Below are 15738 nucleotides of genomic sequence, written 5' to 3'. Positions count from 1 at the left end.
ATCCTCCCTCTCTCTTCTCTACCGCCATGCTCTCACGCAACCAAATCAGACAAGCAGCCCTCCAATACCTCTACGCCACCTCCCAGACTCCGGAAGCGGAGCAGGAACAGGACGAAGGCATCTGGGACATCCTGATGGAACCCTTCCGCGGGGACTACTGCAAGCTCAGGGCCAAGGCCGTCTCCGGCCACCTGACCCGGGACTATCCGGACAAGCTGCGACTCTTCGTCACCCGTGCGCGGGAAACGGCGGACAAGCTTCAGCACGACCCCCTCACCCTGCCCGTCCGCGACCTGCTCCAAGACCTGCTGGTCAAGGAAGGGGAATTCAACGCCTCCCTGCTCCAACTGAAAAAAACCCTGTACGAAGACCCCTCCAATGACAAAGGCGCGCTTTCCGCCGCCTGTGACGCCGCGCAGGAACTCAACACCACCCTGATGCAGATGCGCCGCCGCCTGCTGGATGCCCTCAAGGACTTTCCTGCCTACAACGGCATCTGGGCTCCCCTTGTTTCCTCCTGCAACAAGCTCCAGGAAATCAACGACCGCATCAACTGCCTCATCCACCCGGACGGCCGCCCCTCCCTGGCGGAAATGAAAAAAGTGGTGGAAGCCGGAAAGGATGCGGATGAACTCTACCGTGAAGCCAAAGCCCTGGGGGAAGACATTCTGCGCCGCCGGGACGAACTGGACGCCGCCATCAACGGCACCCTGGAAAACTACTCTCCGGAACGCGTCAGCGCCATTGACCGCGCCATCCTGCGCCTGGGCGCCTACGAACTCCTTCACCGCAAAGACCTGGCCGCCCCCATCGTCATCTCGGAAGCCATCCGCCTGGCGGAACGCTTCTCCTCCGCGGAATCCCCCCGCTTCGTCAACGGCGTGCTGGCCGGCATCTCAAAAACGGAACGCCCGGCGTAACCACTACCCTGTACCATGGCTGGATTCTTTAAAAAACTCTTCACCAAATTCTCCCGCGGTTCCCGGATAGACTGGGATGAACTGGAAGCGGACCTGGTTACTGCGGACATCGGCATCCGGCGCGCCATGAACATTGCGGACCAACTGAGGGAAAGCAAGGGACTGGATGCGGAAAACCTGGTGGAAGCCACCCGTGAAGTCCTCTGCCAGGCCTTTCCTGCTACCGCTCCGTCCCTGCCCGCTCCTCCGGAGGGAAAGCCGCTGGTCATTCTGGTCGTAGGCGTCAACGGCACGGGAAAAACCACCTCCGCCGCCAAACTGGGCCACCTGCTGCAAAAACAGGGCTCCCGCGTTCTCCTGGCCGCGGCGGACACCTTCCGTGCCGCCGCCGTGGAACAGCTCCAGAGCTGGGCGGACAAGCTGGGAATTCCCATCTACAAGGGAGCGCCCAACCAGGACCCGGCCTCCGTTTGCTATGAGGCTCACACTCAGGCCATCCGGGAAGGCTTCCAATACCTTATCTGCGATACCGCGGGGCGTCTGCACACGCGCCACAACCTTATGGAGGAACTCTCCAAAATCCGCCGCACCCTCGCCAAGCAGGATGCAGCGGCCCCCCATCGCACCCTGCTGGTGGTGGACGCCACCACGGGCGCGAACGCCCTGGCCCAGGCCAGGGAATTCCACAAGGCCACTCCCCTGGACTCCGTCATCATCACCAAGATGGATGGCTCCGGAAAAGGCGGCGTGGCCGTAGCCATCATGGATGAAATGCACATCTCCCCTGCCTTTCTGGGAACCGGGGAAGGAGCTGAAGACTTTGAACCCTTCAACCGGGACCGCTACGTGGATTCCCTGCTGTAACGGGTCCGTTCAACCCCATGCCCTCTCTTCCCCTCATTACTGCCCAGACGGAGGAAAAGCTGCTCGCCTTCCTGACGGAACGCGGCCACACCAAATTCCGTGCCCAGCAGGTCCTGGACTGGATATGGCGCAAACGCGTCACCTCCTTTGACGCGATGACCAACCTTCCCCCGGCGCTCAGAAACCTGCTTTCGGAAAACTTCCGTTTCCACACACCGGAAATCGTGGAAATCCACGGCTCTGCGGACACCACACGGAAATTCCTGACCAGAATGGAAGACGGCAGTCTGGTGGAATCCGTCATCATTCCCGCCGCCGCTGCGGAAAACGGGGAACAGGCGGACCGCATCACCCTCTGCGTTTCCTCCCAGGTGGGCTGCGCCTTCGGCTGCAAATTCTGCGCCTCCGGCCTGCTGGGCCTCAAACGCAACCTCACGACCGGGGAAATCATCGGGCAAATCCTCTCTGCGGAAGCCATCGCCGGAAAACGGGTCAACAACCTCGTCTTCATGGGCATGGGGGAACCGCTCTCCAACTTCGACAACCTGGAGGACGCCCTGGAAATCATCACCTCCCACCGCGGGCTGGAAATAGGCGCGCGCCACATCACCATCTCCACGTCAGGCTTCGTTCCCGGCCTGAAAAAACTGGCCGCCTATCCCAGGCAAATCCGTCTGGCCGTCTCCCTGCACGGAGCCACGGACGAGGTGCGCGACCAGATCATGCCGGTCAACAAAAAATGGCCCCTCTCCCAGCTCATTCCCGCGTTGGAGGAATGGGGGAAGGACAAGAACCAGATGCCCACGCTGGAATACATTCTCATCCGGGACGTGAACGACTCCCTGAACGACGCATCCCATCTCGTCCGGATCGCCAAGCGCCTGCACGCCAAGGTCAACCTCATTCCATACAATACTGTGGAGGGGCTCCCGTGGCAACGCCCTGCGGAGAGCCGCTGCCGCGCCTTCCGGGACGCCATCCACAAGGCGCGCATCCCCGTTACCATGCGGTATGAAAAAGGCCATGACATCAACGCCGCCTGCGGCCAGTTGAGACTGAGGAAGGAACGGGAAAATAACAATAAGTAGGCAACACGCCTCTCTGAACCGAATTTGCTAACCCATGGTTAGTATTTGCCCGGCCCCCTCCATTGTGCTATTTCTTTTCTGCCGGTTACCTCCTTCTACTAGCATCGTCATGGACACCACGGATACCAATAACGCTAACTCCCCTTTGGAAATGACCAAGGCTCCACGCAAAGCTATGGCACTGGACGTCCGAGATATTCCCCAGGCACCAGGGCCAGAAAAAGGCGTACTTGCCCTCATGACCATGGATCCTGCTACCTACATAGGCCAGTGCATCACCATCGGCATAACGGAAGACTATTTCTATCTGCCGGCTCATCAACTACTCTGGAATCTCTTTCAAACCCGCTACAACAAAAACCAACCCATTGACATCGTCTCCATTACCCAAACCCTGGAAGACATGCACCAGTTGGAAGCTGTGGGAGGAAGTGCAGGCTTGGCGGAAATCTACACTTTTACCACCACGGGGGCCTACTTTGAGCATTATCTCAATATCCTGAAGGATAAATTTATTCTGCGCTCCATCATCAAGATCGCCACACAATCTACTACGCAAGCTTTTGACAATCCAGAAGATGTGCCAGAATTACTGGATTCCGTAGAAACTAACATCTTTCAGATACGAGAGCGCTATACTAGCGCCAAAGATGAACAAAGCTTGGCTAATGTCCTCAAGCAGGCTGTCACCAACTTTGAAAAATTCATCGCCAGCAAGGGACAGATCCAGGGGCTAACCACGGGCTTTGAAGAACTGGATAAAAAAAGTAACGGACTCAAACCGGGAGACATGTTCATTATAGCAGCACGCCCCTCCATGGGGAAAACTTCATTCCTGCTCAATATCATAGAACACATTGCCCTCAATGAAAAAAAGCCCACCCTGCTCTTCTCCTGTGAAATGCCCGCGGTCCAAATTGTAGAACGCCTTCTCTTTGCCCGTTCCGGCGTGCGGCGTGCGGAAATTATCAAGCGCGGCAATTTGACACAGTTGGAAATGAAACATTTCAAGCAAGCGGTCAAGGAAGTAGGTGCATCTCAACTCGTCATTGACGATACGGCTGCCATCTCCATCAACGAACTCCGGGCCAAGGCTCGCCGAGTTATGAGGGATCAGGGAGGGTTAGCCGCCATCGGCGTGGACTATCTGCAACTTATGCGTTCCCACTCCAAGCAGGCAGTTAACAGCCGTGAACGAGAAGTCGCGGAAATCTCCTCCGGACTCAAGGCTTTGGCCAAGGAACTCAAGGTACCCGTCATCGTCCTGGCCCAGCTCAACCGCGGCCCGGAAAGCCGGACGGGCGCCAGCCTGGGCGTCCCTCGCATTTCCGACCTGCGTGAATCCGGCTCCATCGAACAGGATGCCGATATGATCGGCCTGCTCTACCGCTCCGCCTACTATGCGGAAGATGAGGAAAAACGCCAGCAGATGGCCGGACGGGCCAACCTCCACGTGGCCAAAAACCGCAATGGCCCCACCGGGGACGTGCCGCTCCACTTTGAAGCGGAGCTCATGCGCTTCTCCACCCGTGAAGCGGATGAATACGACCAGGAAAACTAATGAATCCCTTCCGCGCTTCAATTTTCTGCGGATTTACAATCCGGAGTCAAGCTGTGATTCTAAGGGAAAAGAACTTGCGACGGCATTCCTTCGCCTATCGGGAGCTGTTTACATAAAATGGGGAACCGTCCGGAGTTGCCGAACTCCGGCGAGGAGTGCCGCAGACGTCTGCGGCATCTGAATTTGAAAGGGAGCGTTAGCGAACTCTCTTTCCTGGAAGCCGGTACGTCCTGACGGGCACACGTATTTCAATTGCCGCAAGGCATGCGGTGCTTCCTGCGGGGAGATGGACATTTTTCCGTTTATAATCCGTAACGGATTGTAAATCCGGTAGCCTCATTGTAGCGCCAGCGTCTCTTCTGGGCTTATTTATCAAGTCATTTCTGTTTTAATATGAAAAAAACCTTATCTATCGCCGCCCTGCTCTGCGGATTGTGCGTTTGCGCCCATGCCGCCAGCATGGTCACGGAATGGACCGGTGGGGCCGGACCTACGGAAGGCAACACCTATGAACTGGGCAACGCGGGCAACTGGAGCAACGGCATTCCCAGCCGCGGCAACGGCCAGGGCCCGGATGTCATCTTCAACAATGCCGGAACCGTCAACGTCAACGGCGCCATGGTGGACACCTCCGACGGCGGCGGCATCACCGTTACGGGCAACAGCAACGTTACCGTCGGCGGCACCCGCTATACGGGGAATGTAACGGTCGGCTCCGGTTCCACTCTCAACCTCGGGCAAGTGGACTTCAAAAGCAGTGACATCACCCTTGACGGAACCCTCAACCTCACCGTCTGCGGCATTGATCCCGGCGGCAATGGCGCACGGCTTGTCTTCGGTATTGGAGGCATCATGAACGTCAACCAGAAAATATGGGGCGCGTCCAGCTTCTCCGTCTCCGGACTGCTGGCCACCACATCCACGGACCTGACTGTGGGAGAATTCCAGTTCGTTACCCGTACGCTGGTCACCTCCGCCGGTTTTGACGGCGGTTCCATCTCCCTGGGGGACTTTACCGCTGAAGACGGCAGCGCGCTGACCAAGGCCTCCGGCCTCATGGAAGGAAATGCAGCGGACTATCAGGGCCAATACTACCTCTACACGGAAAACGGAGACGTCAAGGTGCAATACGTAGTAGCGGGCGCCGTGCCGGAACCCGCCACGGCTACCCTCAGCCTGCTGGGGCTGGCAGCTCTGATGCTGCGCCGCAGGCGCGCCTGATTTCCGGAATCCCATTTTTTCTTCAAGAGGCTGTACGCTAATGCGTACAGCCTCTTTTGCATTCGCCGGGCGGGTGACGGAAACGTCACGGAAAACATCTTCACGCCATTGCCGGAGGCCGTAACATCTTTCCATTACCCTTTATTCAGCATTATGCAAGCCCACGCAAAATCACTCAACGAGCGCTTCCGCACACTCATCTCACTCCTCTTCGGCCTGGCTATCGGCTGCGCCCTGCTCTTTGGGGAATCCCGGTGGGAAATGTCCCCGCTCATAGAAGAAAGCCTCATGCTCCTGGCCTGTTTCATGGCCGGCATAGGCGCCTTCGGGCGCATCTGGTGCTCCCTCTACATTGCTGGTTATAAAAACAACGTCCTTGTCATTGAAGGGCCGTACTCCATGTGCCGCAACCCGCTTTACTTCTTCAGCTTCATCGGCGGCATAGGCGTAGCGTGCGCCACGGAAACCTTCACGATCCCCCTGCTGACGGCATTGGCCTTCGGCATTTACTACCCGTCCGTCATCAGGAAGGAACAGGAACGGCTCATCTCCCTCTTCGGAGACGCCTACCGGAACTACTGCCGGAGCGTCCCCTCCTTCATTCCCTCCCTATCGCGGCTGAAGCCGCCGCCCGCAACCTACTCCGTCAATCCTGCCACCTTCACGCACAACATCGTGGACGCGCTGTGGTTCATCTGGTTCATCGGCATCTTTGAATTCATCAGCGGGCTACATGAAGCCAGAGTGCTCCCCGTATGGTTCCTCATTCCGTAACCTGCTCCCTTCTTCTGGCGTCCAGAAGCCCCGCCAGGGCCTTCTGGGAAACCATCTGCCGGAAAGACCCTCGGTCCCTCGGATAAAGCATCATCTCCGTCCGCGTCTCTCCCCCCCGGAAAGCCCAGGCGAGCCATACGGTACCCACAGGTTTTTCCGGCGTGCCGCCTCCCGGCCCCGCAATGCCGCTGACGGCAACCGCCACATCGGCACCGGAACGGTCCAGGGCCCCCTCCGCCATCGCTTTCACCACGGGTTCGCTTACCGCTCCGTGAAGCTTCAGGATATCCTCCGGCACCCCCAGCATCTTCGTCTTTGCCCGGTCAGCGTAAGTCACCCAGCCGAACTCAAAAACGCCGGAGGAACCCGGCACATCCGTAATCCTCTTGGCAATCAGGCCGCCGGTGCAGCTCTCCGCCGTCGCCACCTTCAACCCCTGTTCCGCCAGATGGAGCACCACCGCCTTCTCCAGGGATACTCCCGCGGGAGTCAGCACATACGCTCCTGCCAGGATGCGCAGGCGCGCCTCCCCCTGTTTCAGCGCCACTTCACTGCCCACCAGGCGCACATCCACCTCTCCGATGCGCGCGCAATACGCCACCTCCAGTCCCTCCACCTGGTGCAGGGAATCATCCACCAGCTCCTGAAGGTCGCTCTCCCCGATTCCTACCAGCCGGAAAACGCGCAGATGCGGAATATCCTCATCCGCCAGATCTTCCAGAAGCGGCATCACTGACTGCTCCACCATCGGCTTCAACTCCGACGGAGGTCCGGGCAGCAGGATGAACATGGGAAGGGAACCGCTGGCAGGCATCACCAGGCCGGGCGCCGTGCCGTTGGAATTCTCCAGCACCGCGGCACCGTCCGGAACCATGGCCTGTTTGAAATTGCATTCCGCAATGGAAATTCCCCTGCGTTCAAAATAGCTCTTCAACCTCTCCGCCACCTGCTCGTCACGGTGCATGTCCACGCCGCACACGTCGCACAGGGCTTCTCTGGTCACATCGTCGCTCGTCGGTCCCAGGCCTCCGCTCACAATCACGATATCCGCCCGCCGGGCGCTCTCCCTCATGGCCTCGTTAATGGCATAGCCGTCGGGAACCACGGTCTCCCTCTCCACACGGAATCCGGCCTCAAACAGCCTGTTGCCCAGCCACGCGGCATTCGTATTCACAATGCTCCCCAGTAAAATTTCCGTCCCGGTGTTGATCAATTCAACCCTGATCTGCTTCATGCCGCCAGTATGCTCCCGCATCCGCTCCGTGACATGCAACAATCCTGCCATGTACCACAAAAAACTTCATTTGAACGTCCCGTAGGATACAGTATGGGCACTGACAAAGACCATGAGCACACCTTCCCGGCCCCGCGCCACCAAAATCATCTGCACCATTGGACCAGCAACAGACACTTCCGACATGCTGGGCCAGCTTATTGAAGCCGGAGCCAACGTTTTCCGGCTCAACATGAGCCACTCCAAACACGACTGGGTCCGGGAAGTCGTCTTCCGCATCCGCCGGAAAGCCGCGGAGCTGCAGGCGAACATAGCCATTCTCTTTGACCTCCAGGGGCCATCCATCCGCACCGGGGACCTGCCCGAACCCTACCATCTGAAAAAAGGGGACACGCTGGAAATCCGCCTGAGCACGGCCAAGCCGGAACTCCCCTTCTCCACCACGGTGAACTATGACGGGCTCCTGCAGGACGTCCAGGTAGGCCATACGATGGTGGTGGACAACGGAGGCATTCTCATGCGCATTGAGGAAGTGCGCCCGGACAGGCTCATCTGCAAGGTGCTCACGGAAGGAGTATTCGGCTCCCGCCGCCACATCAACCTCCCCGGCGTGGCCCTGCGGCTCCCCGCCCTGACGGAAAAAGACCTGGCGGACCTGGCCGTAGCCGTGGAATGCGAGACGGACTACGTAGCCATGTCCTTCGTCCGGGACGCCGCCCACATTGCCCAGCTCCGGGAGCATATCGACAACCTTGGAGGAAGGGCCCAGATTGTCGCCAAAATCGAGGACCAGCAGGCCATCCGCCACATTGACGACATCATCCTGGCTGCAGACGTCATCATGGTCGCGCGCGGCGATCTGGGCATTGAAGTCAGCATTGAGGAACTTCCCATCATCCAGCGCCGCATTATTCGCCACTGCCACAGGCTGGGGCGCCGCTGCATCGTCGCCACGCACATGCTGGAATCCATGATCACGCAGCCCACCCCCACCCGTGCGGAAGTCACGGACGTTTCCAACGCCATCTTTGAACAGGCGGACGCCGTCATGCTCTCCGGAGAAACCTCCGTAGGCCATTATCCCGTGCGCTGCGTGGAGGTCCTGGACTCCATCGCGCACCGCATGGAGCGCTCCGGCAACCTTAACTTTGCCGCCTCCGCCATCCTGAACGGAGACAGGCAGAAGGCCACCAAGGCAGCCATCTCCCTGGCGGACTCCGTGGAAAACGCCTGCATGGTCATCTTCACCCGCCGCGGCCTGGCCGCCACGCAGGCAGCCGTCCTCAGGCCGGAACGGGCCCCCATCTTCGCCTTCAGCAATGACCCCGTTGTCGTCCGGCAGCTCGCGCTGGCACGCGACGTGACCGCCTTTGAATCCCCCTTCCTGAAAGACCCGGCCCGCATGATCTCCACCGCTCTGAACCTGCTGAAGGAAAAAGGGCTTATCACCTCCGGCCAGCCCGTCGTCATCCAGGGGGACAGCCTGCAAGGGGAACTGCTGGCGGACTCCATCATCTTCATGCGCGCGGAATGATGGCCCCTGCCTTCCATGTGGCGCAGGAAACAGCCGTGTGGCCTCCGCCCCCTCCCCTCAGGGAACTTCTGCTGGATGCCGATCCGGACGAACGGCAGGTAGCGGACCATCTGGCCCACGGCGAACTTTACGTCGCACGGAGCCGCGGAGCTGCCGCCGGAGCTATCGTCATCCGGCAAACGGGGGAAGACACATGGGAAATCATGAACTGTTCCGTAGCCCCTGAATACAGAAGGCACGGTTGCGGAACCGCTCTGGTGCTGCACGCCCTGCACATCATCAGGAACAAGGGAGCAAGATATGCGGAACTGGGAACGTGCGATGCCTCCCCGGGCCCAATGGCCCTGTATGAAAGCTGTGGCTTCCGGATTTCAGGCGTCGTCAAAAACCACTTTACGGACAACTACCCGGAACCCGTCTGGGACAACGGCGTGCAGTGCATTGACATGATCCGCATGCGTGCGGACCTCTTCCCGCAGGAGGGGGAAACACCTCCAACTGGTCAGAAGCTATAAACCAGGCTGACGCCCGTCACCCAGCTATTGCCCTTCACCAGCGTTCTCCCATACACCCGGTTCACTCCGTGGGCTCCCTTGCCGAGCCAGTGCAGCCCCACAAACGGCTCCACAAAAATATTCCCGAACAAACGGTAATTCGCCGTCACCCTGACGTACAGGGACTGCCAACCGTTGCTGCCGGAAGGCCAGTAGGAGGAACTCAGCACCGCGCCGAACTTGAAACCCATGTAAAGGTTTTCCGTCATCCGGAAATCCGACCCGGTGCACATGTCAAACCACCAGCCCGTAATGCCGTAAAAGGAATAAGCGGCGCTTCCCTGCGCATAAAAACCGGGCAGGAAGCCCAGATCATGGCGCAGAATCAGCGCCGTTTCATACGTTGTCCCACCGTTGCCGAACAAATGTTCGGAGGCAAACCCCGCCAAACCGCCGTCATTCGCACGGAAGGATAATGCGGCGTAAGTGGCCTTCCCGAACTTCCTTTGAAGCCCAAGATCAGCCATTGTCTCATTCTCCAAGTCAACCGCCGGATGCCCCAGGAAAATTTCCTCCTTCAACGCCAGAATCAGGGAATACCGGTCATTCAGGTCGCTTCTCCAGTCCAGACGCAAGGGGGCCGTGGGATTACAGCCGCCGGGAATCAGGCCGCGGAATTCGTAATTCGTGGAATAGCCCGCCTTCAAGCTGCCGCTCACGGGTCTCAGAGGCGGATCGGAAGGAACATCCGGAATGCGTGACTCCGCCAGGGAAATTGAAATGGAAACGGCCAGAACCGCCCCAAGAGCAGAAAAAAAGGAAAAACTCATAAACTTGGAACTCCTGTTCCGCGGCATTCTGAATAAAAATACTGCCTCTGGCAACAAGCAAAAAAGGAGCGGAGCAATTCTCCTTTACCCCGGAAAGTCAATTCCTCCGCAAGCCGCTCATCCTGCAAGGAATAAAAAAATCCGCCCTGCCGCTGCCCCAAATTTTCCAGCCAGTGCAACAGCAGCCATATCCGTGACGGCTTTTCCTAAGCCATCACCGGCCGGAACAGGAACAATGGCCGGATCTTAGTCCCCGCCTTAATCGGCAATTTCTCCTTCCTCCATCCGGAACATGAAAGAAAAAGAGCGGCGGATTGCTCCGCCGCTCTTGAAACATGATTCAATCGTAAGCCGGACGGCTTAGAAGGAATAGACGAGGTTGGCGCCAGCCACCACGCCGAAGTTCTTGTAAGGCTTGGAACCTGCGTCCACGCCCTTGTTAGCCTTCAAGGCGCCGTTGCCGGCCCAGTTGAAGCTGACGAAGGGAACCACGGCCAGATTCTTCACGCCCAGCTTGACAGGCAGTTCAGCCTTCACCCACCAAGCTTGCGCGCCGTTGGACATGAAAGCGGACTTGCTGTCGAAGTAGCCGGCAGTGGCAGACATGCCGCCCGTGATCACGATGTCCGTGGCGGGGCAGATGGAAGCCTTCCAGCCCACATACGGCTGGAACCACCATCCGGTCATTCCCTGGAAGCCATAGCTAGTGGTCACACCGGCGAACCAGTTGCTGCACAGGTCATAGTTCAGGTTCAGATAGAATTCCTGAGCCACGGAGTGGGCATGACGCTGGCCAACGACGCCGTTTGCAAGGAGGTTGCTGTAATCATACTTGGCAAAGTTGCCGAGCAGACCGCCATGAATCAGATTCCAGCCGAGGGTGGTGGACAGGTTCTTCAGCAAACCGTCCTGGTTCTTCCAGCCAAGGTTGAAATTGGTTTCATTGTGGAAAGCAATATCTTTCATGCCAAGCAGCTCGTGACCGGAGGTCAGGGAGGTGTAGGAAGCGGCACCCACAATGGAGTTGGCGTCGCTCAGCTTGTAATTCAGATTTACACCGGCAGGGATAACGCTATCCCCTCCCACCAAGGCGTGGGAAGCCACGATGCCGCGGCTGGTGTAATTGGAGGCATAACCGGCGTAGATATCGCCGGACAGCGGGCTGACAGTCGCCACGGGAGTGGGAACCGGAGTCGGAGCAACAATCTTGACGGGAGTGCCCGCAAGAGCAGCGCCGGCAAAGGATGCCACAGCTGCCGCAACACTGATGATGTTCTTGGTTTGCATGACTATTACTTGGTTAGGGTATTAATTGTTGATTTGCTAACAAGGAAAGAAAAGTATCTTTTCCCCCTTGTTAAGGAAAGTGAAACATTTCCGTCACAAATGTAAAGCCTTTTCTCCCCCACAGTTAGCTAATCATTGATTTTCTAACATTTATATTTACCATCCCCATGACAAAAAGAGCAATCTTCCAGATCTTGCCAAGCTTTCCTCTCCATGGCCGGGCAGGATACAGGCATTCCGCCCCGGCCAGGCGTTCGTCTTCCTTCAGGGAAGGAGAAGGATTCACCAGGACCCTTCGCCCGCAGGAAAGCAGCATGGGCATATCCGCGCCACTGTCGCTGTAGGCGGCGGCATTATTCAGAACGCCGTGCTCCGGCAGCACCTTCCGCTCGCGCAGGCGCTCCACTTTCATCTGTCCCTTGTTGTTGCCGTTCGGCAATTCCGGCATCGCCGGCATGCGGCCGTCCAGAAGCACGTCCGTTCCCAGAACGCCGTCAAATCCCAGCAGCTCACCCAGAGGTTCCGCGTAAAAGGTTGGGGAGGCGGAAACCATGAGGCACAGATCCCCCTTCTTCCGGTGTTCCTCCAGCCGTTCCTTCAGTTCCGGATAAATCCATTCCTGTGCCAGAGAGCCGAATTTCCTTCCATACTCCCGCACCGTTTCTGCGGGGAGTCCCCACAAATAAATGAGATAGGCCCTCTTCATCCGGTTTTCATCCCATATCCTCAGAACATAAAGAGGAATGCAGGCCAGGAAAAGCAGCACCAGCAGGCGCCGCCATGGATGGAGCCTCAGCACGAAACAGGAAAAAACGTATTGCGTATCCCAGGGCAGCAGCGTTCCGTCCATATCAAAAAGGGCCACTCCCCTTCCGCTCAAATCATCCGTCATACCCCCATCCTATACTCTCAACTCTCAACTCTCAACTCTCAACTCTCAACTCTCAACTCTCAACTCTCAACTCTCAACTCTCAACTCTCAACTCTCAACTCTCAACTCTCAACTCTCCATCCTCTTCCCTTAAACGCCCAAAACCCCGGCCGCCAAAAGGCAACCGGGGTTTTGAAGCAAATCCAGAAGGAAATAAGATTAACGGGAGTAGAATTCCACGATGAGCTGCTCGTTGACGATGGGAGCAATCTCTTCCTTGGAAGGTACGCGAGCAATCTTGCCCGTGAGCTTGTCACGGTCGCATTCCAGCCAATCCGGAACCACGGTGGCCTGGGTTAGGTCAAGGAAACGGGTAGCCAGCTGCTGGGAGGAGGCCTTTCCACCGACGGCGATCACATCGCCAGGGCGGCAGGAGTAGGACGCAACGTTCGTCTTTTTGCCGTTCACGGTGATATGGCCGTGGGAAACGAGCTGACGGGCGCCGGCGCGGGTGTTGCTGAAACCGAGACGGTACACAACATTGTCCAGACGGAGTTCAAGGAGCTGAAGCAGGATGTCGCCGGTAATGCCGCGGCGGCGGGCGGCTTCTGCATAATACTTGCGGAACTGGCCTTCAAGCACACCGTACTGGAAACGCAGCTTCTGCTTTTCAGCAAGCATCACGCCGTAGTCGGACTTCTTCTTGCGGCCGGCGCGCATGCCATGCTGGCCGGGGGGGAAGGGGCGCTTTTCAAGAGCCTTGGTGGAACCGAAAAGAGCAACGCCAAAACGGCGGGACACTTTATCGCGGGGACCGGTATAACGAGCCATGATATATTTGATCTATAGGTAAAAGGATTCAATTAGACGCGGCGGGCCTTCGGGGGACGGCAGCCGTTGTGGGGAATGGGGGTCACGTCCTTGATGGAGGTGATTTCAATACCGATCGTCTGCACGGCACGCACGGCGGATTCACGACCGGAACCCGGTCCCTTCACACGCACTTCCACTTCACGCAGACCGTGGCCCATGGCCTGGCGGCAGGCGTCCTGGCAAACCACCTGGCCGGCGTAAGCCGTGCTCTTGCGGGAGCCCTTGAAGCCCATCTTGCCGGCGGAGGACCAGCCGATCACGTTGCCGCGCTGGTCGGTGACGGTCACGACGGTGTTGTTGAACGTGGAGGAAACATGAACCACGCCGGAGGAAACGTTCTTGCTGCCCTTGGCCTTCAGGATTTTGGGCTTGTCATCATCGCCGCCCAGACCGAGTTCCGCAAAAATGTCCTTGCGGGGTTCGGGCTTCTTGACTTCTTCAGGAGCGGAAACAGCGGCGGCCGGAGTTTCAGCAGCAGGAGCGGGAGTTGCCGCTTCCACGGGCTTTTCGGCGGTTTCGTTGGTGATTTCTTCGCTAGCCATAGTAAAGCTATATAGTAAAATTCAGGTTGGCGGATTACTTCTTCTTGGCCTGCGCGCCAACGGTCTTCTTCTTGCCTTTACGGGTGCGGGCATTCGTGCGGGTACGCTGGCCACGGACCGGAAGGCCGCGGCGGTGGCGCTGACCGCGATAGCAGTTGATGGAGGTCAGACGCTTGAGAATGGATTGCTTTTCACGACGAAGGTCACCTTCAATCAGGATTCCGTCAGTGGTGATCACTTGAACAATCTTCGTGAGTTGTTCGTCGGTAAGCTGTCCCGTACGGATGTCGGGATTGATGCCTGCTTGTTCCAGGATTCTCTTAGAAGTCGAGTGCCCGATTCCGTAAATATACGGAAGGGAAGCCTCGATGCGCTTCTCGTTGGGTATTTCTGTACCGAAAAGGCGTGCCATAATGGATTGGATTTGCTAGCTGTTATTTTTCTCTGCCTCGCGCAGAGCTATTGCTTGGGGCAAGATGGATACCATAAATTGAGGTTTTGACAAGAGCAAAACGTCATTTTTTCTATTTTTAATCTCTTGCGCCGCTTGAACATGCATGCCGCCCGTGGCGGCGCAGGATGCGTTCCACCGCCCAGGAAGCATGCTCCGCCACGAGGGGGGACTCTCCGGAAAGCGCCTTCAGAAAATCAATGTCATCCGGAGTTCCCGCATTCCCCAGCACAATGCAGCCGTTGCGCAGCAGCCCCTCCCTCTTGATTCTTTTCAGGGGGGAATTCCGGAACAGGTCCGCAAAGCCGCCGGCATCCAGGGCAAGCAGATCGCGCAGCGGAATGGAAGCCAGCAGGCGGGACATGCGGAACCGCTCATCCGCCTCCGGCAGGGGCTTCCCGTTCCAGGGGCAGACCGTCACGCAGGTGTCGCACCCGTACAGCCGAGTCCCAACCAGGGGGCGTATTTCCTCCGGAATGGAGCCCCGGTGTTCAATCGTCCAGTAGGAAAGGCAGCGTCCGGCATCCACCTGGCCGTTTTCCATGATTGCGCCCGTCGGGCACAGGTCCGCACAGCGCCGGCAGCTTCCGCACCCGTGGGAGACCGGAGCGTCCGGCTCCAGCTCCAGCGTGGTCAGCAGGGTGGCGATGAAAAAGCGCGAGCCTCCCTTCCTGCGAACGATCAGGCCGCTTCTTCCGCGCCATCCCAGGCCGCACGCTTCCGCGTGGTCCCGTTCCATGACGGGTCCGGCGTCCACATATCCCTTTTGCTCGCCGCCGTAAATGGAAAGCAGTTCCTGCAAATCCGCCAGCTTCTCTTCCAGAATTCCGTGGTAGTCCCTTCCGTGGGCGTAAAGGCAGATGCTTCCCTCCCCCTCCGGACGCATGGCGGGGCTGTCATAGTCATAGGACAGGCAGATGACGGAACGGCAGCCGGAAAGCACCTCCGCAGGGTCCGCCCTCCGCTCCGGAGAACGCGCCATCCATTCCATCCCGGCGTGCCAGCCCCGTTCCAGCCATTGGAACAATTTTTCCGCATGCGGGCTCCTTCCCGCACGGGCCACCCGGCAGCCGGAAAACCCAAGCTGCCGGGACACGGCGCACAGGGAATCTTTAATAACAGCGGGATCCGGCGTCAGCACGCCCGCATCATGGACAAGAGCGCCCCTTCCACCAAGAATTTTCTTCAATCCGG

At 58.2% G+C, this 15738-nt stretch carries 17 protein-coding genes; 9 read left to right on the top strand and 8 right to left on the bottom strand.

Translation table 11 applies throughout. The features are described 5' to 3' along the window. The first annotated feature begins 26 nt into the window (after positions 1–26). The 6 genes from nusB to P8A25_RS02490 all read left to right on the top strand — a co-directional run bounded on the left by nusB (position 27) and on the right by P8A25_RS02490 (position 6428). The gene (gene nusB / locus P8A25_RS02515; RefSeq protein ID WP_102721948.1) at positions 27–920 is read left to right on the top strand and encodes a transcription antitermination factor NusB; all 894 of its coding nucleotides are present in this window, start codon (positions 27–29) and stop codon (positions 918–920) included. A 15-nt stretch (positions 921–935) separates the two neighbouring features. Continuing rightward, the gene (gene ftsY / locus P8A25_RS02510; protein WP_102721949.1) at positions 936–1784 is read left to right on the top strand and encodes a signal recognition particle-docking protein FtsY; all 849 of its coding nucleotides are present in this window, start codon (positions 936–938) and stop codon (positions 1782–1784) included. A 17-nt stretch (positions 1785–1801) separates the two neighbouring features. After that, complete coding sequence (rlmN, locus tag P8A25_RS02505; RefSeq protein ID WP_102721950.1) at positions 1802–2872, top strand: 23S rRNA (adenine(2503)-C(2))-methyltransferase RlmN; 1071 nt, start codon at positions 1802–1804, stop codon at positions 2870–2872. A 109-nt stretch (positions 2873–2981) separates the two neighbouring features. Continuing rightward, positions 2982–4433 carry a replicative DNA helicase gene (dnaB, locus tag P8A25_RS02500; RefSeq protein ID WP_102721951.1) on the top strand — a complete coding sequence of 484 codons (1452 nt, stop codon included), beginning with the start codon at positions 2982–2984 and terminating at the stop codon, positions 4431–4433. Positions 4434–4826: 393 nt separating this feature from the next. Then, positions 4827–5654: a PEP-CTERM sorting domain-containing protein gene (locus tag P8A25_RS02495; RefSeq protein ID WP_102733168.1), complete on the top strand. Its 828-nt coding sequence runs from the start codon at positions 4827–4829 to the stop codon at positions 5652–5654. 153 nt (positions 5655–5807) lie between these two features. Next, positions 5808–6428, top strand: coding sequence for an isoprenylcysteine carboxylmethyltransferase family protein (locus P8A25_RS02490; protein ID WP_205597352.1), 621 nt, complete (start codon positions 5808–5810; stop codon positions 6426–6428). Here P8A25_RS02490 and P8A25_RS02485 read toward each other — a convergent pair. Then, a complete protein-coding gene (locus P8A25_RS02485) occupies positions 6418–7662 on the bottom strand; it encodes a competence/damage-inducible protein A (RefSeq protein WP_180971838.1) in 1245 nt (414 codons plus the stop codon). The genes P8A25_RS02490 and P8A25_RS02485 overlap by 11 nt on opposite strands. 112 nt (positions 7663–7774) lie before the next feature. On the opposite strand from P8A25_RS02485, the gene pyk reads away from it, so the two are divergent. Together pyk and P8A25_RS02475 are read left to right on the top strand one after the other, a co-directional pair. Then, positions 7775–9196: a pyruvate kinase gene (gene pyk / locus P8A25_RS02480; RefSeq protein WP_022396515.1), complete on the top strand. Its 1422-nt coding sequence runs from the start codon at positions 7775–7777 to the stop codon at positions 9194–9196. Beyond that, positions 9193–9711: an N-acetyltransferase gene (locus P8A25_RS02475; protein ID WP_022396514.1), complete on the top strand. Its 519-nt coding sequence runs from the start codon at positions 9193–9195 to the stop codon at positions 9709–9711. Before pyk ends, P8A25_RS02475 begins: the two co-directional genes overlap by 4 nt. On the opposite strand, the gene P8A25_RS02470 is transcribed toward P8A25_RS02475, so the two are convergent. Then, entirely contained in the window at positions 9699–10409 is a 711-nt protein-coding gene (locus P8A25_RS02470) for a hypothetical protein (RefSeq protein ID WP_146021154.1), read from the bottom strand. The two genes, P8A25_RS02475 and P8A25_RS02470, sit on opposite strands and share 13 nt — an antisense overlap. Before the next feature lie 34 nt (positions 10410–10443). On the opposite strand from P8A25_RS02470, the gene P8A25_RS02465 reads away from it, so the two are divergent. Then, on the top strand, positions 10444–10770 hold the full coding sequence (locus tag P8A25_RS02465; protein ID WP_215442440.1) for a hypothetical protein: 327 nt from the start codon (positions 10444–10446) through the stop codon (positions 10768–10770). A gap of 110 nt (positions 10771–10880) precedes the next feature. Here P8A25_RS02465 and P8A25_RS02460 read toward each other — a convergent pair whose 3' ends face one another. From P8A25_RS02460 to queG, 6 genes are all read right to left on the bottom strand, one after another. Further along, positions 10881–11807 (bottom strand): hypothetical protein, encoded by a 927-nt coding sequence (locus tag P8A25_RS02460; RefSeq protein WP_022396512.1) that lies wholly within the window; start codon positions 11805–11807, stop codon positions 10881–10883. Positions 11808–11931: 124 nt separating this feature from the next. Further along, entirely contained in the window at positions 11932–12699 is a 768-nt protein-coding gene (locus P8A25_RS02455; RefSeq protein WP_215442439.1) for an HAD family hydrolase, read from the bottom strand. A gap of 198 nt (positions 12700–12897) precedes the next feature. Then, positions 12898–13509 (bottom strand): 30S ribosomal protein S4, encoded by a 612-nt coding sequence (gene rpsD / locus P8A25_RS02450; RefSeq protein WP_022396510.1) that lies wholly within the window; start codon positions 13507–13509, stop codon positions 12898–12900. A 32-nt stretch (positions 13510–13541) separates the two neighbouring features. Continuing rightward, the gene (rpsK, locus tag P8A25_RS02445; RefSeq protein WP_404838755.1) at positions 13542–14093 is read right to left on the bottom strand and encodes a 30S ribosomal protein S11; all 552 of its coding nucleotides are present in this window, start codon (positions 14091–14093) and stop codon (positions 13542–13544) included. A gap of 34 nt (positions 14094–14127) precedes the next feature. Beyond that, positions 14128–14505, bottom strand: coding sequence for a 30S ribosomal protein S13 (rpsM, locus tag P8A25_RS02440; RefSeq protein WP_022396508.1), 378 nt, complete (start codon positions 14503–14505; stop codon positions 14128–14130). 118 nt (positions 14506–14623) lie between these two features. Next, positions 14624–15733: a tRNA epoxyqueuosine(34) reductase QueG gene (gene queG, locus P8A25_RS02435; RefSeq protein ID WP_180972885.1), complete on the bottom strand. Its 1110-nt coding sequence runs from the start codon at positions 15731–15733 to the stop codon at positions 14624–14626. Positions 15734–15738 lie beyond the last annotated feature (5 nt).

Origin of the sequence: Akkermansia sp. BCRC 18949 (assembly GCF_045011645.1) — a bacterium.
GTDB classification, from domain to species: domain Bacteria; phylum Verrucomicrobiota; class Verrucomicrobiia; order Verrucomicrobiales; family Akkermansiaceae; genus Akkermansia; species Akkermansia massiliensis.
This window is presented reverse-complemented; position numbering and strand designations above follow the sequence as displayed.